This is a genomic window from Nocardia jejuensis NBRC 103114, assembly GCF_001613145.1.
Lineage (GTDB): Bacteria > Actinomycetota > Actinomycetes > Mycobacteriales > Mycobacteriaceae > Nocardia > Nocardia jejuensis.
In genome coordinates this window covers 438,754-454,971 of the sequence record NZ_BDBU01000002.1, presented here as the reverse complement: position 1 = coordinate 454,971, position 16,218 = coordinate 438,754, and the positions used below count along the sequence as shown (strand labels likewise).

The 16,218-nt window shown below is 68.0% G+C and carries 16 protein-coding genes; 7 read left to right on the top strand and 9 right to left on the bottom strand.

The genetic code is table 11. The features are described 5' to 3' along the window. Positions 1-137: 137 nt before the first annotated feature. The 3 genes from NJ1_RS02460 to NJ1_RS02450 all read left to right on the top strand — a co-directional run bounded on the left by NJ1_RS02460 (position 138) and on the right by NJ1_RS02450 (position 4,052). A complete protein-coding gene (locus tag NJ1_RS02460; protein WP_067686689.1) occupies positions 138-983 on the top strand; it encodes an alpha/beta fold hydrolase in 846 nt (281 codons plus the stop codon). 155 nt (positions 984-1,138) lie between these two features. Beyond that, positions 1,139-2,326 (top strand): 4-hydroxybenzoate 3-monooxygenase, encoded by a 1,188-nt coding sequence (locus NJ1_RS02455; RefSeq protein WP_084477652.1) that lies wholly within the window; start codon positions 1,139-1,141, stop codon positions 2,324-2,326. A gap of 19 nt (positions 2,327-2,345) precedes the next feature. Continuing rightward, a complete protein-coding gene (locus NJ1_RS02450; RefSeq protein ID WP_245717178.1) occupies positions 2,346-4,052 on the top strand; it encodes a methyltransferase in 1,707 nt (568 codons plus the stop codon). Between the two features lie 63 nt (positions 4,053-4,115). Here NJ1_RS02450 and NJ1_RS02445 read toward each other — a convergent pair whose 3' ends face one another. After that, positions 4,116-4,865 (bottom strand): SCO6745 family protein, encoded by a 750-nt coding sequence (locus tag NJ1_RS02445; protein WP_067686683.1) that lies wholly within the window; start codon positions 4,863-4,865, stop codon positions 4,116-4,118. Positions 4,866-5,092: 227 nt separating this feature from the next. Here NJ1_RS02445 and NJ1_RS02440 point away from each other — a divergent pair, with 227 nt between their 5' ends. Continuing rightward, complete coding sequence (locus NJ1_RS02440) at positions 5,093-5,803, top strand: metal-dependent hydrolase (protein WP_067686680.1); 711 nt, start codon at positions 5,093-5,095, stop codon at positions 5,801-5,803. A gap of 85 nt (positions 5,804-5,888) precedes the next feature. Further along, on the top strand, positions 5,889-6,383 hold the full coding sequence (locus NJ1_RS02435; protein WP_067686677.1) for a phosphoribosyltransferase: 495 nt from the start codon (positions 5,889-5,891) through the stop codon (positions 6,381-6,383). Positions 6,384-6,512: 129 nt separating this feature from the next. Here NJ1_RS02435 and NJ1_RS02430 read toward each other — a convergent pair whose 3' ends face one another. From NJ1_RS02430 to NJ1_RS02415, 4 genes are all read right to left on the bottom strand, one after another. Next, positions 6,513-7,004, bottom strand: coding sequence for a peptidylprolyl isomerase (locus tag NJ1_RS02430; protein ID WP_067686674.1), 492 nt, complete (start codon positions 7,002-7,004; stop codon positions 6,513-6,515). Positions 7,005-7,267: 263 nt separating this feature from the next. Then, positions 7,268-7,654 (bottom strand): SMU1112c/YaeR family gloxylase I-like metalloprotein, encoded by a 387-nt coding sequence (gene gloA2 / locus NJ1_RS02425; protein ID WP_067686671.1) that lies wholly within the window; start codon positions 7,652-7,654, stop codon positions 7,268-7,270. 109 nt (positions 7,655-7,763) lie between these two features. Beyond that, positions 7,764-8,726 carry a fructosamine kinase family protein gene (locus NJ1_RS02420; RefSeq protein ID WP_157573695.1) on the bottom strand — a complete coding sequence of 321 codons (963 nt, stop codon included), beginning with the start codon at positions 8,724-8,726 and terminating at the stop codon, positions 7,764-7,766. A gap of 10 nt (positions 8,727-8,736) precedes the next feature. Then, complete coding sequence (locus NJ1_RS02415) at positions 8,737-9,528, bottom strand: helix-turn-helix domain-containing protein (RefSeq protein ID WP_067686668.1); 792 nt, start codon at positions 9,526-9,528, stop codon at positions 8,737-8,739. Between the two features lie 185 nt (positions 9,529-9,713). Here NJ1_RS02415 and NJ1_RS02410 point away from each other — a divergent pair, with 185 nt between their 5' ends. After that, complete coding sequence (locus NJ1_RS02410; protein WP_084477650.1) at positions 9,714-10,550, top strand: SDR family NAD(P)-dependent oxidoreductase; 837 nt, start codon at positions 9,714-9,716, stop codon at positions 10,548-10,550. 39 nt (positions 10,551-10,589) lie between these two features. On the opposite strand, the gene NJ1_RS02405 is transcribed toward NJ1_RS02410, so the two are convergent. Beyond that, complete coding sequence (locus tag NJ1_RS02405; protein WP_067686664.1) at positions 10,590-11,147, bottom strand: sugar O-acetyltransferase; 558 nt, start codon at positions 11,145-11,147, stop codon at positions 10,590-10,592. A gap of 485 nt (positions 11,148-11,632) precedes the next feature. Here NJ1_RS02405 and NJ1_RS02400 point away from each other — a divergent pair, with 485 nt between their 5' ends. Further along, on the top strand, positions 11,633-11,977 hold the full coding sequence (locus tag NJ1_RS02400) for an iron chaperone (RefSeq protein ID WP_422615728.1): 345 nt from the start codon (positions 11,633-11,635) through the stop codon (positions 11,975-11,977). Positions 11,978-12,036: 59 nt separating this feature from the next. Here the strand turns inward: NJ1_RS02400 and NJ1_RS40325 are convergent, their stop codons facing one another. The 3 genes from NJ1_RS40325 to NJ1_RS02385 all read right to left on the bottom strand — a co-directional run bounded on the left by NJ1_RS40325 (position 12,037) and on the right by NJ1_RS02385 (position 16,109). Continuing rightward, positions 12,037-14,277: a DUF4153 domain-containing protein gene (locus NJ1_RS40325; RefSeq protein ID WP_245717177.1), complete on the bottom strand. Its 2,241-nt coding sequence runs from the start codon at positions 14,275-14,277 to the stop codon at positions 12,037-12,039. A gap of 96 nt (positions 14,278-14,373) precedes the next feature. Beyond that, the gene (locus NJ1_RS02390) at positions 14,374-15,423 is read right to left on the bottom strand and encodes a HAMP domain-containing sensor histidine kinase (protein WP_084477649.1); all 1,050 of its coding nucleotides are present in this window, start codon (positions 15,421-15,423) and stop codon (positions 14,374-14,376) included. Next, complete coding sequence (locus NJ1_RS02385; protein WP_157573694.1) at positions 15,420-16,109, bottom strand: response regulator; 690 nt, start codon at positions 16,107-16,109, stop codon at positions 15,420-15,422. The genes NJ1_RS02390 and NJ1_RS02385 overlap by 4 nt, the downstream gene beginning before the upstream one ends. Positions 16,110-16,218 lie beyond the last annotated feature (109 nt).

The following is a 16,218-nucleotide window of genomic DNA, read 5'->3' as shown; positions in this document are numbered from 1 at the left end:
TTGTTCCACCACGGTGTTCCGTGCTCGGCGCCCACGAGCCTAGGCGTAAGGGTGGGGGTCGCGCCGCCGACCTGATTATCGAGAAACTTGTCTTCGATATATCGACAAATTGTGACACACGTTCTACCGTCGGATCGGTGGACGTGACATACCAAGGCACACAACGAGAATTGCACTCCGGCACCGGCGTACTGCGCTATCACGAGGCCGGAGACGGACCGCCCCTGCTCCTGCTGCACGGCTCGGGCATCGGCGTCAGCGGCTGGCGCAACTACCGCGCCAACCTCGGCGTCTTCGCCGACCGATTCCACTGTTACGCACTGGAATTCCCCGGTTTCGGCATCAGCGATCCGGTCCCGGGCAACCCCGTGACGGCCGCCGTCGATTCGGTCGGGCGTCTCATGGACGCCCTGGACCTGGAATCGGCCTGCGTGATCGGCAATTCCCTGGGCGCGGTGGTCGCGTCCCAGGTCGCGATGGCCCGGCCCGAACGGGTCCGCAGGCTCGTGGCGGTCGGGGGCATCGGGGCGTCGCTGCTGAGTCCCGATCCCAGCGAGGGCACCCGATTGCTGCGGCGGTTCGCCGACGATCCCACCCGCGAGCACCTGGTGCACTGGCTCGAATGCATGATCCACGACCCGGCGTTGCTGACTCGGGAGTTGATCGAGGAGCGCTGGGCGAGCGCCGCAACCCCCGCAGCCCGCGCGAGCATCGAGGCCATGTACGGGTCCGAGGCGATCGCACAGCGGCAGCGCGCGATATCGGGCGCGCGGCCCTATTGGTCGAGGCTGCCCACGCTCACCTGCCCGACGCTGCTGGCCTGGGGCGCGAACGATCGCCAGTGCCCACTCGACATGGCGTTGATCGCGCAGCGGCTCGTTCCCCGGGCCGAATTGCACGTGTTTCCGCAGTGCGGGCACTGGGTGATGTACGAGGCGAAGGAGGCGTTCGAGCGGGTGGCCCTGGAATTCCTGTGCCGCTGAGGAGGTGGGCGACTCGCCCGGAAATCGGGCAATAGGGACCACTTTCGGATCGAACCGATCCTCACTGGGCCGCCCAGACACGTACCCATGGGTCTGTTTCCCGCCACGCGAGTCGGCAACCGGGCACTCGGTACACCGTGGTCTAAATTACCGCCGTGCGTTCGAACGAGAGCTACCCGACTTCTGCGGTGGTTGTACTGGGAGCCGGTCCCGCAGGCCTGACCTTAGCTAACATTCTGCAATCCCACGGTGTGGACAGCGTCGTCCTCGAACGCCGCAGCGAAACCCAAGTCCGAAACAGTGCCCGCGCAGGCTACCTCGCACCCGACAGCGTCGCGATCCTGCGCGAGCACGGCCTCGCCGACGGCCTCGACACCCACGGCCACGAACACGACCGCTGCGAATTCCGCAGCGCCGCCGGACGCATCGAACTGCACTACAGCCGACTCGGCAGCGGCCGCCCGCACACCGTCTACCCACAACAACACCTCGTGAGCGACCTCATCACCCAATACCGCGCACGCGGAGGCACACTGCGTTTCGACACCACCGTCGAACACATCGACCACACCGGCGAGCACATCCACGTGCACGCCCGCGACCACACCGCACGAGCACTGCGATTCACCGGCTCCTACGCCGCCGGCTGCGACGGATCCCGCGGAGTCTCCCGCACCGCCCTGGCCGGCACCGTCACCACCACCGACCACGGCGTGACCTGGCTCGCCCTGCTCGCACAGGCCCCACCCGCGAGCGCCTCGGTCATCTACGGCGTACACGCGGACGGCTTCGCCGGACACATGCCCCGCACCGCCGAGATCACCCGCTACTACCTGCAATGCGACCCCGACACCGATCCGGACGCCCTCGCCGAGGATCAGATCTGGACCCACCTGCGCACCCGCCTCCAAACCCCCGGCAGCCCACCACTTCCCACCGGCCCGATCATCGAACGCGCACTCGTGCGACTGCGCTCGGAAATCGTGGACCCCATCGGATCGGGACGCCTGTTCCTGGTCGGCGACGCCGCCACCTCCATCAGCCCCTCCGCCGCCAAAGGCGCCAACCTCGCCATCGTCGGAGCCCAACTCCTGGCCCGCGCACTCCTTCACGCGGTACGCGAGGGAGACGACTCGGCGCTGCGGCGGTACTCCCAGGAGCACCTGCCCCGCATCCACCGCGCCCACGAATTCTCCCAATGGATGATCGAGCTCCTGCATCCCCCCGCCGCCACGCACCCCGACGCCCCCTACCTCGGGACCATGCAGCGCGCCCGCCTGCACAACCTCGCCACCTCGCGCGTGCACCAAGACTTCTTCGCGCAGAACTACGTCGGAATCTGACACCCCTCAGGAGGAATGTGTGACTCGTGCAGTGCCCCCCTCGCCCGCACTGCGTTTCGCCGCACCCGGAATACGGCCGAGCGAACTGGCCCGACTCGATGCGGCAGTGACCTTCTTGACCGGCAACGACACCGCCAGCGCGCTGGCCACCGTGGTACCGGAACTCACCACCACCGAACGCGACACCCTCGCCCAGCACTGCCGCCTGTCACACACGGCCCTGCTGATCTGCCCCGAGGACATGAGCGAACTCGCCACCGCCCTGCACGCGCGCGGACTCACCGGCCGCGCGCCCGTGCCCAGCGTCGTGGTGCGACAGCGCCTCGCCGCCCGCCACCACCTGCCCGCCGGGCAACCCGACGTGTGGATCGTGCACGCACCGGTCACCGCCGCGGACGGCACACCCTGCACCGTCGAGATCTTCACCCTGCTACCCGCACCCGACATCGACACCACCGCCATCGCCGCGACCGAGGAAGCCGCCGGACACGAACGCCACCTGGGCCTGGACGCCTCGACCACCGACGAGGTCACCCTCGCCGGATTACGGTCCCTGCTGATCGGACACGGCCGCCTGCGCAGCGACGGCGGCGGTTACAACCCGCACGAGGACGTCACCGTCCTGTACTTCCGCAGCCCCGCCAGAAACCCGCACCAGAGATTCGAAATCCGCTGTCCCGGAACACATCCCAGACTCCTGGACACCCACATGCGCGACACCAACGACGCACCCACCCGACTGCTGCGCCTGATGACCGGAGCCTGGGCCACCCAGGCACTGGCGGTCACCGCCACCCTCGGAGTCGCCGACCGGCTCTGGAGCGAACCCGGAATGCCCGTCACCGACCTGGCCGCCGGCACCGGCACCGACCCCGAAGCACTGCACCGACTGCTGCGCTACCTGCGCGAACTCGGCATCGTCACCCCCGACGGCGATGGCTACGCACTCACCGAACTCGGCGAACTCCTGCCCGCCGCCGCCGACCAGAGCCTGCACCCGCTGGCGAACCTGTACGGCGGCTACTTCTACGAATCCTTCGGCAACCTCGAACACACCCTGCGCACCGGAGAAACCGCGTTCGACGCCCACTTCGGGCGACACCACTTCGAATACTTCACCGCCGAACCCGACCGCGCCGAACTCTTCGACGCCGCCATGGCCGCCAGCGCGACCATCTTCGGCCAGATCGCCGGACTCGTCGACTTCACCCACACCCACACGGTCCTGGACATCGGCGGCGGCAACGGCGCCCTGCTGTCCGGACTGCTCGACGCCGTACCGCACCTGCGCGGCATCCTTTTCGAACGCGCGACCACCCTGCGCACCGCACGCGCCGCACTCGAACGATCGGGCTGCCTGACCCGCTGCGACCTGGTGCCCGGCGACTTCACCGTCGAGATACCCGAGGGCGCGGACACCTATTTCCTCTCACGCGTCCTGCACGACTGGGACGACACCGCGTGCCACGCCGTACTGCGCAACTGCGCGGCCGCCATGTCACAGGAGGCCACCCTCTACATCATCGAACGCCTGCTCCCCCACGATGATTCACCGTCACTGGCCCCCGCCTGGGACATACACATGCTGTGCAACGTGGGCGGGCGCGAACGCACCCTGAGCCACTTCGACGACCTGCTGCGCACCGCCGGACTGCACCTGCGCGACATCCAGCCCCTGGCCATGGACTTCACGCTCATGCGCGCCACCCGCACGGTGCCCAACTAGAACCAGCGCGGGTTCATCCGGCCGGGTGTGCCGGTCGGATGAACCCCCGCAACACCCCGTGCGCTAGCGTGCCGGACCGAAAACCTGTGCGTGCGCGGCACTCAACAGCGCCGGCAGCTCGATCGCCTGCTCGGGACTCAGCGCGGCGAACGCCGGAGCAGCCAGCTCATCGGTCAGCGCCTCCGCCTGCATCCACCGGCCCTTCAACTCCGGGGTGATCTCCTGGAAAGGCTCCGGCCACCCGAAATTGCGCGCCTGATCCGCACCCGGCATCAACGGCGAACCGGCGATCAGCACCGCCTGCACAGGGGTCAGACCACTGGCCAGCACCGCCATCAGATGCAGCCCGCCCCGCAACTCGCGCAAGGTCTGAATCTGATGCAGCACCCGCGCGGGCGCGTCCTGAGCCTGCGCCAGCGCCCGCCAGCCCGCGAACAACGGCACACCGTACGGATCAGCGGTGGACACCACGATCTGCAGCAGCTCCGAAAGACGTTCGACCTCGGCGAAACCCGCGAGCTTGCGGCGGCCGAAATCCTCGCACGCCTGCAGATAACCCTGCGCGCCCTTGGCCGCCGGAGTCGAGGAGGTGGACTCCCACGCGGCCCGCACACCCTCGGGACGGAAGAAACCGAACGCCGCGCTCACCACATCGGCATCCACATCACCCAGCACACCCGCACGCCCGCGCGTGTACGAGGGCAGGAAACCCGGCACGCCCACCAGCGCGGAGAACGCCTTCACCTCCCGGGAGAACATGAATCCCCCGCCGATCTGCTGGATCTGATCCTTCACCGCGGACGCAACCGGCATGTCCGTTCCTCTCTGAGCGGAAAGCGCATTCGACCCGAGACTATTGCACCGGATTCGTACACCGTCCAGCGGACCTCGGAACCGGCCCACTCACCCCATACCACCGAAACCGATATGGCACCAGCCCTTTTCACCACTGTGGCCACGGACTCGATTGGGCCTCAACACACCTCGGCGCACCCCGAACCGTGAACGAGCAACCGGTTGCATGAGCTAACCTTCCACCGGTGCTTGGATATTCACACGCCACCAGCGGCGCGCTCGCCTGGTCCGGAGCCGCCGCCGCGTTACCGCTCACCGTATTGACCTACCCGGCAATGCAATCCGGGGAAATCCGCGCGGTGGACCTCATCATGGGAACCTTCCTGACCGCCGGCGCGGCCCTGTTACCCGACGCCGACCACCCCTCGGGCACCATTTCCCATGTACTGGGCCCGGTTTCGCACTACGCGTGCAAATTCATCTCCACGATCTCCGGCGGGCACCGACACGGCACCCACTCCTTCGCCTTCGTCGCCCTCGTCACCTACGGCACCTGGGCCGGAGAACACTGGCTCGGCCGCTGGTTCACCCTCGCCCTGGTGTTCTTCCTGCTCGCCCTCGCCGTCAAAGCCCTCAACCTCGGCGGCACCGGCGACGGACCCCGCGCCTGGATCACCGACATCGTGCTCGCCGCCTGCGGCACCTTCGCCATCGACCACTGGATCAGCGACAAACCCGCCTGGCTGCCCTTCGCCGTCGGACTCGGCTCACTCGCGCACCTACTCGGCGACTGCCTCACCGACCGCGGCTGCCGCCTGCTGTGGCCCTTCAAGGTCCGCACCCGCGTCCCGCTCATCGACCGCACCGGCAACAAGGTCGAAACCCTCATCATCGCACCGCTGTTCGCGCTCGGCACCCTCGCGCTGCTCTGGTACACCATCACCAACCAGCCCTGAACCGCGCCCGCACGATTCGCAAGCCCACACATCGCGGCTCGTATGATCGGCCGGAGTCGATCGAGCCGCGAGAACAGGAGTGGGGATGAGCGAACGCGAGGAACTGAGCTGGGAACTGTTCGGCTCCGCCGGACGAGAACTGGCACAGCAGATAGCCGACGACGGATTCGAACCCGACCTGATCCTGTCCATCGCCCGCGGCGGGCTCTTCGTCGCCGGCTCCCTCGGCTACGCCCTCGACGTGAAGAACCTGCATGTCATGAACGTCGAGTTCTACACCGGCGTCGACCAGCGACTCGACCTGCCGGTCATGCTCCCGCCCGTCCCCAGCGCGGTCGACCTCACCGGCGCCACCGTCCTGGTCGCCGACGACGTCGCCGACACCGGCGCGACCCTGAAACTCGTGCGCGACTTCTGTTCCGACCACGTCGCCGAAGTACGCTGCGCGGTCATCTACGAGAAGCCCCGCTCCAGGGTGAACTGCGAATACGTGTGGAAACACACCGACCGCTGGATCAACTTCCCCTGGTCCGTGCAGGCACCCGTGGTGCAGCGCAAACCCCGCGTCCTGGACGCCTGAACCACACAACGCGCCGGTCCCGCCGACAGACACCCGGAGCCTCGCAACAGGCTGCGCCACACACCGATACAGCAACGCGCCGGGCTCGTGTACACGAGCCCGGCGCGTTTTCGTTCGAAACGGAAGGTGTCAGACCAGTTCGGCCGACAGGATCGTCACCGCATCCACCGGCACGTCCTGATGCCCGGCCTTGGAGCCGGTACGCACACCATCGATCGCATCAACCACAGCGGTACCGTCCACGACCTTGCCGAAAACGGTGTAGCCCCAGCCGTCCTGGCCCGGGTAGTTCAGGAAGCCGTTGTTGCTGGTGTTCACGAAGAACTGCGCGCTCGCCGAATGCGGATCGCTGGTGCGAGCCATGGCAACGGTGTACTTGTCGTTCTTGAGGCCGTTGGCGGCCTCGTTCTCGACACGATTCGGGGCAGGCTTCTGACCCATGTCCGCGGTCATACCGCCGCCCTGGATCATGAAGCCCTGGATCACACGGTGGAACACGGTGTCCGAGTAGTGGCCCGCCTTGACGTAGTCGACGAAGTTCGCGACGGTCTTCGGCGCCTTGGCCTCGTCGAGTTCCAGGGTGATGTCCCCGGCGGAGGTCTTCAGGAGCACTTTGGTCATGCGGACCATCGTATGGGAGCCCCGAAACGACAAACCGCGCGGCATCTGCTGCGTACCGAAACCTCACGCAAATGTTTGCGGGACAACGGCACTGGGGAATCTGATTAGCCATCTCGCTCGTCCAAGGAGGCAGTTGTGGAGTCGCAAACCGGATGTACCTCGGTAAAGCGACTCGGTGTGGGTAGGTCGCACGAAGACATGCGTAGATGCGCATAGTGCCATTGTCTAATTGGAACACTCACCCGCGGAGCAAGTCCCACTGCTCACGCTTCGTACAGTTCGAGAGGCAGATCGTCGGGATCGGCGAAGAACGCGAACCGCTTCCCCGTGTACTCGTCGACACGCACATCCTCTACGAACACCCCCTGCGCGGCGAGCTCCGCCACCGCCTCCCCCACATCCGCGACCACGAACGCCAGATGCCGCAGCCCCGCCGCCTCCGGCCGCGACGGCCGGGCCGGCGGATCGGGAAACGAGAACAGTTCCAGCTGCCCGCCATCGGGCAGAGCGAGATCGAGCTTGTACGAACGCCTTTCGGCGCGATAGTTCTCCGCGATGATCCCCAGGCCCAGGACCTGCGTGTAGAAGGCCTTCGACTTCCGGTAATCCGTCGCGATGATCGCGGCGTGATGGATCCGCTGCAGTTCCACGCGCCCGACGTTATCGCACCCGGCGGCGTTTTCACCGCAGCCGGGTGCAGCGGCGGGCCTCCCCTCCCCTGAGCAGTCTTTAGTCCTTCCTTTTCTATCCTTGACGGTTTCAACACAATTTGGGTACACATGCGTAGATGCGCATAGCGTCATGTACATATGAAATACATCGACGGTGTGCCACTTGCCCCTTCTGCAGCTGATTCTCGGAGCTCCTACTGCGCCAGCGCAGCGGTCGCTGCGGCCAAGGCCATCCCCGATACGAGCCGCCGAACAGCACCACATGCACCAGCAGAGGGTGCAGCTGATGCAGCGGAATGCGTTGCCGCCAGCCCGAAGCCGGCGGCACGAGCTCCCGATAGGACCCGAGAATCCGGTCCAGGAACGGCACACCGAAGAGCGCGAGCATGGCCAGATCGGTTTCCCGATGCCCGCCGTGCGCCGCAGGATCCACCAGCACGGCGCGATCTCCGGTCCAGAGCACGTTGCCCGACCACAGGTCACCGTGGATGCGAGCAGGCGGCTCGCCGGGCCCGGCGAGGTCACCGATGCGGTCGATGACGCGCTCGATCAGCCGGACTCCGTCGGCACCGAGTACCGGCGCGGCGGTAGCCAGATACGGCGCGAGACGACGTTCCGCGTACCAGCGGCCCCACTCCCCCGTGCTCGATGAATTGTCCAGGGGCAGTTCGGCGATGTAGCCGGGCCACGGCGCACCGTAGGACCCCGGTGTGTGCGCGTGCAGCGCGGCCAGCTCACGGCCGAATCGATCCGCCGCGTCCGCCGTCGGGGAACTCTGGACCAGCCACGGCAGCACCAGCATTCGCTCGTCGACGGCGAGCACCGGCGCGACGAGGGATTCGTGCCCGTCCGCGAGCCAGCGCAGGCCCGCGGCCTCCGCGGCGAAAACACCCTTTCCGTGCGCGTCCGGCGTGCGCCTGGCTTTCACGAACACCGCACGCGCGGAACCGGTTTCAGCTCGAAACACCGACCACGCGTGGTTGTCACCGATGCGCTCGAGTCGTGCTATCGGCTCGCCGAGCAGGTCGGCCAGGTGCACGCTCACGTCCATCGGGAACACGTTAATCCGCGACGACGGCGATTCGTTCGCGAAGCAGCGACGCGGTGGCCGCGTCGGCGGGGAAGAAGGCTTCGATCGCCAGTTCCGCGACGGTCACGTTCATCGGCGTGCCGAATACCGTGGTGACACTGATGAACGCGAGCTCCCTGTCCTGGATCCGGATGCGGAGCGGAACGACGGCCTGGTCGGGCTCGGGCAGGCCGGGCAACTCCTCACCGCCGGGGTACTCGCGCAACTCCTTCAGCAGAGCGATCAGTTCGGGGGCGCCGCTCGCGTCGATCTGCCGCTGTAACCGCTCGAAAAGGTGTCCGCGCCATTCGGGAAGATTGACGATCCGGCCGGCCAGGCCGTCGGGATGCAGGCTCAGGCGCAGGACATTGACCGGCGCGACGAGCAGGCGCGGGTCCACACCCTCGAGGAACAGGGCGATTCCGGCATTGGCGTCGACCATGTTCCAGCCCGCGTCGACCGCCAGGGCCGGATGGGGTTCGTGCCCGGCCAGGATCTGGCGGATGGCGCTGCGCACGGGTTCCATCTCCGGGGTGTCGAGCGAGGGTTCGGCGTAGACGGGCGCGTAGCCCGCGGCCAGCAGCATCCGATTGCGTTCTCGCAGCGGAATTTCCAGCTCCTCGGACAGGTGCAGGATCATCTGACGGCTGGGCGTGGCGCGCCCGGTCTCGATGAAGCTCAGGTGCCGGGTGGAGGTCTCGGCGCGGCCCGCCAGTTCCAGCTGGCTGAGTCGCCGGGTCACTCGCCAATGCCGCAGCAGATCCCCGGCCGTCTGTGTACGCATGTCTCGATCGTACGAATCGGGCGCGAGCAGAACGATTACCCGTCAGGTAATTTCCGCGGCACGCTCGGTGGCACGCCCTCGGGTGGCGTGGCAGCGACGGGCATCCAGCACGACAACTGCGCACGCTGTCGGCGGCTCTCGCCACGACAGGACAGCGCCGCGCCGGTATGGCAGGCTCGCCGGGCATGAAAACCATGCTGATCACCGGGGCCACATCGGGAATCGGTCTGGCCGCGGCACGGCAATTGGCGGCCGACGGACACCGACTCGTCCTGGTCGGACGCGATACCGGCAAACTCGCCGCAGCCGCCGATCAGGTGCGCGCGGCCGGCGCCTCGGCGGTCGACACCTACCTGTGCGATATCGGATCGCAGGCATCGGTGCGGCAACTCGCGCACCGGGTGCGCGCCGAGCACGAGCGGATCGATGTGCTCGCCAACAATGCGGGCGGATTCACCATGCGCCGCACCGAAACCACCGATGGCATCGAGACCACGTTCGCGGTCAATCATCTCGGCGGATTCCTGCTCACCGAATTGCTGCTCGATCTACTGATTCGTTCGACCCCCGCGCGCATTCTCTTCACCTCCTCGGTCATGCACTACGGCGCGACACTCGATACCGAGGATCTGGGATTCCGGCACGGATACACCCCCAACGCCGCGTACGGCCGGGCCAAGCTCGCGAACATTCTCTACGTGCGTGACCTGGCCCGGCGGCTACAGGGAACGGGCGTGACCGCCAATGCTTTTCATCCCGGCGCGGTCGCCACGAACATCTGGGACGCGGCTCCCCGATTCACGCGCCCGGCATTGGCTCTCGGGAAGAAACTGTTCATGATCTCGCCCGAGGAGGGGGCACGCGCGCTCACCTATCTCGCCACCGATCCCGATGTCTCGGCGGTGTCGGGCTGCTATTTCCAGCGCAATCGGGTGAAAGCGCCGACGGCGGCGGCCCAGGATGACGCGGCCGCACGCCGATTGCATATCGCGTGCGCCGAATCGACCGGGCTTTCCGGCTGATTCGCACCGCCGGTACATGGGCCGCCGAGCATGGGGCGGTCAAAGCGTCTCGATCACCCGTGCGGGGTTTCCCGCGGCGAACACCTTCTCGGGAAGATCACGGGTCACCACGCTGCCCGCGCCCACGACGGTGTGTGCGCCGATGGTGACACCGGGGCAGACGATGACTCCCCCGCCGAGCCAGACATTGTCGCCGATGGTGATCGGGGCGGCGGTCTCCCACCGTTCCCGGCGCAGCGCGTGATCCCGCACGGGATGCAACGCGGTCAGCAATTGCGCCCGCGGCCCGATGGAGACGTCATCGCCGATCGTGACGGGCGCACAGTCCATGACGATGGCGTCGTAGTTCAGGAAACTGTTGCGGCCCAAGCGGATCAGATACCCGTAGTCGCATTGGAAACGTGGCATGATCCACGAGCCCTCACCGATGTCGCCGAGCAGCTCCTCGAGCACGGCGCGGCGCTGGGCGTCCTGGTCGGACGCGGTGGCGTTGAACGTGTCCAGCAGCCGCCCGCAGCGGCGGCGCTCGGCGACCAGTTCTGGATCGTCGTCCCGATAGAGGTCCCCGCGCAGCATGCGATCTTTCTGTTCACCCACGCGACAATCCTCGCCTATCCGGGCAGGAAGGCTCCGGGCCGAGCGGGCCATACGCCGCTCGATGGGCTCAGCCGCCGGGATTCCTCGGTAGTGCGGCGGCGAAGATACCGAGAAATACCGATTCCCCGCGCAGGGGGTGACGCCACCATGAATACGGGTCGGTTACCCGATGGCAAATGCCATCACCGGTGTCACCCCACTCGGCATCACCGAACGACACCGTCTCGCCACCGCCGTCGAGACACAGCTCACTGTCGCGCACCCGTCGCCCGGCATGTTCGAGTGGGGCGGAACCGGCTCGCACCCGGCGCAGCGCCGACCGGACGAGCCACCACGGGCGACGCACACGCGGGGCTCCCCCGGTCAGTCCCGTCCCCGACGACACATCACTCGATCGTGCGGTCACACGGGTTCGGTTTCGGTACGGTCAGGGCATCTCTCGTGTCGTGTGATTCGACCGTTTCCGAAGGGCAGCCATGGCCGGTGTGAGGACAGTCGACGAGTACATCGCGGGATTCGCGCCCGTGGTGCAGGACGTACTGGCGGGAATGCGGGCCGCGATCCACGCGAGCGTCCCGGACGGCACCGAGACGATCAGCTACGACATGCCGACCATTCAGGTGGGCGGCAAGTCTGTGGTCGGGTTCGCCGGGTGGAAAAAACACGTGAGCATCTATCCGAGCCCGGCCGAGGATTCCGACCTCGAGGCCCAGATCGCGCCGTATCGGTCCGGACGGGGAACGCTGAAGTTCCCGCTCGACGCACCGATTCCGTACGACCTCATCGGCCAGGTGGCCGCGCTGCTCGCCGAACAGCGCGGACGGTCCTGACTCGAACGGCCCGGACGCTGAGGCACCGACACTGAGGGACCGACGCGGACGGCGCCGCCTCAGCGGCGACCGGACGAGCGCGAGAGGTTCCAGCCCTGCCAGGTGTCGTCCTCGATCGCCGCGCGGATACGGACCGCGATCTCCTCGCGCTGAGTCTCCGGCAGGCGTTCCAGGGCCGGCAGCGCATCCGGTGACAACGAGTCCAGATACCCGGTGTCCAGCTTGCCTTCCGACTGCCAGCGGTCGATATTGCGGTCCGCCACGAAACGCTCGGGATTCAGCAGCGCCACCGCCAGCAGCGTCACCGCCGCGGTACCGGCGGCCGCGCGCGGCACCCAACCGCGCCGCAGCTCGACCAGGCTCGCGAGCACCAGCACGTACACACCCGCGATCCACAGCTCGAACACCTCGACCAGCAGCCGCAGCACGGTGAAGCCGTACGCCTGCTGGTAGAGCCACATCCGCTGCAGCGCCGAGGCCACGATGACCAGCACCAGCACGCTCACCACGCTCACCGCGATCCGCAACCATCGCCGGTCCCCCGCCGACTCCTGGGCGGCATAGCGCTGCACGATCGCGATCACCGCGAGGGTCAGCATGCTGACGATCGACAACTGCGCGAAACCGTTGCGCGCGTACTCGGCATAGGTGAGCGCGGCGGTGCGCTGCACGTAGTCGTCGCCACCGAACAGGACCGCGAGCTGAGTGGCCATGAACACCGCGAACACCAGGGTCAGAGCCGCCATCGGCAGGCCCCACTCCAGGCGCGAGAAGCGACCCGCGCGCGTCGTGCTCGAATTCTGGTGCACTCCATGGACTTCCGCTGCGGCGAGCGGTCCCGCCAGCAGATACAGCGCACCGGCCGTGCCGAGTCCGGCCACCAGGAACACCACGGCCCAGCGGCTCACGGTCTTCCCGTTCACGGTCGGGATCAACCCGTCCACCAGTTGTGCGAACACCGCGTCCGCGCCCGCCAGCAGCGGCACGATCATCATCAGCAGCAGCACGGTCACGCCCAGCGACAGCCACACCCGCTCGCGTGCACCGCCCCGCCGCAGCCGGATCCGCTCGAGGCCCCTGTACAGCCACGGCACCGTTTGCGCGGCCATCACCGGTACCGCTATCGCGTCGAACAGCGCACCGTGAACGGACCGGCGAGCCACGACCGCGAACGAACCGGCCACCGCGGCGCCGAGCACACACAGGACGAAAAGCCACGGCGCGGCCCGTACCGCGCCCACACCCAGCAGCCCGAGCGCCATCCCGATCCAGAACACGCGACCCCATGTCCGCCACCGGCCGGCGTCACTCCCCGAGATACCGGCCGCGGCGGACTCGTCCGACCGATCGTCTGACTGCGCAGCGTTGTCCGGATCGCTCGTCGACGCGCGGTCCGCTGCACCGGTGGCAGGGGTCTTCTCCGCGCTCTCGTGCGGCTCGACGGCTGCGGGACGCCGGTCCGCGGGCGCGGCACCCACCTCCTCGTGCGGCGCACGCGGCGCAGGGCTCTCGGACTCCAGCGTCGGATTCACCAGGCTCGCACCGAGTTCGTTTGTCGCCGAGCCGGTTTCGGTGACCGGTTCGCTGCCGCCCGGCGCGGGGATGCCGTGTTCGGTGCTTGCGGAGTCATCCGTGGCCGGGGTCCGGGGCGCACTACTCGCACTCGAACCCGAGGCCTCGGCATCGGCCACCTCGGGTCGGCCGGGTTCGGTGACCGCGGACCCCTCGACCGCGGTCACCGAGCCCGGACTCGCACCGGAAGGGACAGCTGGGTCCGATTCTGTTGCGGTGCAGGCTTTCTCGGCCCGTGCTGTGTGGTTCGCGGCCCGGGGAGCACCGGACGCAGCGGCACGATGGTCGGCGGAATCCGTACCGGCGACAGTGGTATGACCGTCGTCGTCCGCTACGACCGGACCCGTCGCGGTCATCGGTGCTGCGGTCGGGTCTTTCGACAGGCCGCCCGAATCCTCATCCGCCGGGGTGACGGCTGAGGTCCATCGGGCCCGGCGATCGGCGGTGTAGATGGCGGCCGTGCTCGCGAGGCCCGCGAGGAACCACCCGATGCCGGGGCGATCGGTCGGGATCAGGACGACGGCCCCCACGCCGGAGACCGCGATCGCCGGTAGGACCGCCCGCGGCAGGGGCACGCGCCGGGAGCGGGGCACAGGCATCGCGGACAGCGGAGGCAACAGGGCCGAGGCGGGCAGTAGATCGCCGAGGTCGGGGGGCCGCGGTGGTCGTGGCGGCGGGGGGACGGCGGACCAGACCGCGAGCGGGCCGGGGGTGGGCGTCGTGGGCATTCGGACCTCCACATGGGTGTGCGGGAACCCGGGAGCACCTGCTCCTCGGGGTGTCGATCGGGGTTCGGGATTCGGTTCGGCGACGCGGCCGATCCGTCAGGTGGGCAGCGTGACTCGGATTCGGGAGCCGGGATCGGTGATCGCGATCGTGCCGCCGTGCAGTTCGACGATCCAGCGCGCGATGGCCAGCCCCAGACCGGTGCCGCCGGTGGTGGGGCGGCCGCCGCGAGAGAAGCGTTCGAAGACCCGGGCGCGCTCGGCGGGCGGGATGCCGGGCCCGTCGTCCTGCACCTCGATGACGGTGCCCGCGCGCACGGTCGTGACGTGGATCCGGACCTCACCGTGTGCGGGGCCGTGCCGGGTGGCGTTGTCCAGCAGGTTGAGCAGAACCTGGTGCAGGCGGGCACGATCGGCCCGCACGGTGGTGTCGGGGGCGGTGATCGTGAAGCGCACCGGGCGATCCACCGCGGCGGCCATCACCTCGGCCTCGGCAACCACCTCCTTCAGAAGTGGTTCCAGCAGAACCGATTCCAGATCCAGGCGCACCGCGCCGGCCTCGATGCTCGACAGGGCCAGTAGTTCCGAGACCAGCAGGCTCAGGCGTTCGGTCTGCGCCAGGGCGGTGCGCAGGGTCACCGGGTCCGGCTCGGAGACGCCGTCCACCAGGTTCTCCAGCACCGCGCCCAGAGCCGTGATGGGCGTGCGCAATTCGTGCGAGACGTTCGCGATGAAATCGCGGCGCTGCTGATCGGCGGCGGCCAGGTCCGCGGCCATCTGATTGAACGCCTCCGCCAGCTGGCCGACCTCGTCACGGGAGGTGGCGCGCACCCGGCGCGAATAGTCGCCGTGGGCCATGCGTTTGGCGGCCGCGGTCATATCCCGCAGCGGCAGGGTCATGCCGTGCCCGAGGAACTGCGAGGTCACCAGGGCGATCAGCATGGCCGCGATGGTGGTGCGCGGCGGGAGCCAGCCGATCCGCAGCGCGAAGAACCCGAACGCCACCGCACCCGAACCGACCATGAGCAGCGCCAGCTTGGCCTTGATCGAAGGCACCCGATCCAGCGGGCGCGGCAGCAGATTCACATATCGGCGGGCGGTGATCCGCCAGGCGGGTTTGCCGTCCTCGATATCGCGGTCGGTGTTCATCTCGCCTCCAGCGCGTATCCGACACCGTGCACGGTGCGGATGAGGTCCGCACCGAGCTTGCGGCGCAGCGCCTTGATATGACTGTCGACCGCGCGCGTGCCGGACGCGTCCGCCCACCCCCACACCTCGCTGAGCAGTCGTTCCCGGGCCAGCACGGTGCGCGGGCGGCGGGCCAGATGCACCAGGAGCTCGAATTCGAGTGGGGTGAGCTGGGTTTCCGCGTCCGCCCGCCACACCCGGCGCTGATCGGTGTCGATTCGCAGATCACCGACCACGAGCGTGGCGCCCGGGGCGCTGCTGCGATCGACCCGGCGCAGCAGCGCGTGCACGCGGGCGGTCAGCACCCGCATCGAGAACGGTTTGGTGAGGTAGTCGTCCGCTCCCACTCCGAGGCCGACCAGCATGTCGGTCTCGTCGGTGCGGGCGGTGAGCATGAGCACCGGCACCGGACGGGTGGCCTGGATCCGGCGGCACACCTCGAGCCCGTCGAAGCCGGGCAGCATCACATCCAGCACCACCAGATCCGGCTCGATCCCCGCGGCGGCGCGCACGGCGGCCGGGCCGTCGTGCGCCAGGTCCACGGTGAACCCCTCCGCGCGCAGCCGCGCGGCGATGGACTCGGCGATCGTCGGCTCGTCCTCGACCACGAGAATGCGCCGCGCGGTGCGCTGCTGGCTGAGTTCCATGGTGGGAACCCTATGCAGTCGGAGTGGAGATGGTTCGCGCCGATTGTGAAGATGTTGTGGAGACGCGGTCATACCACCTGCACACGTGCACGACTACACGTCGTCGTAG

Excerpts from the sequence above, each read along its gene's own strand:
- NJ1_RS02435 (WP_067686677.1), top strand. The coding sequence starts at position 5,889 with ATGAGCGAACGCGAGGAACTGAGCTGGGAACTGTTCGGCTCCGCCGGA.
- NJ1_RS40325 (WP_245717177.1), bottom strand. The coding sequence starts at position 14,277 with ATGCCCACGACGCCCACCCCCGGCCCGCTCGCGGTCTGGTCCGCCGTC.
- NJ1_RS02385 (WP_157573694.1), bottom strand. The coding sequence starts at position 16,109 with ATGGAACTCAGCCAGCAGCGCACCGCGCGGCGCATTCTCGTGGTCGAG.
- NJ1_RS02415 (WP_067686668.1), bottom strand. The coding sequence starts at position 9,528 with ATGCGTACACAGACGGCCGGGGATCTGCTGCGGCATTGGCGAGTGACC.
- NJ1_RS02445 (WP_067686683.1), bottom strand. The coding sequence starts at position 4,865 with ATGCCGGTTGCGTCCGCGGTGAAGGATCAGATCCAGCAGATCGGCGGG.
- NJ1_RS02390 (WP_084477649.1), bottom strand. The coding sequence starts at position 15,423 with ATGAACACCGACCGCGATATCGAGGACGGCAAACCCGCCTGGCGGATC.
- NJ1_RS02420 (WP_157573695.1), bottom strand. The coding sequence starts at position 8,726 with ATGGACGTGAGCGTGCACCTGGCCGACCTGCTCGGCGAGCCGATAGCA.
- NJ1_RS02410 (WP_084477650.1), top strand. The coding sequence starts at position 9,714 with ATGAAAACCATGCTGATCACCGGGGCCACATCGGGAATCGGTCTGGCC.
- NJ1_RS02430 (WP_067686674.1), bottom strand. The coding sequence starts at position 7,004 with ATGACCAAAGTGCTCCTGAAGACCTCCGCCGGGGACATCACCCTGGAA.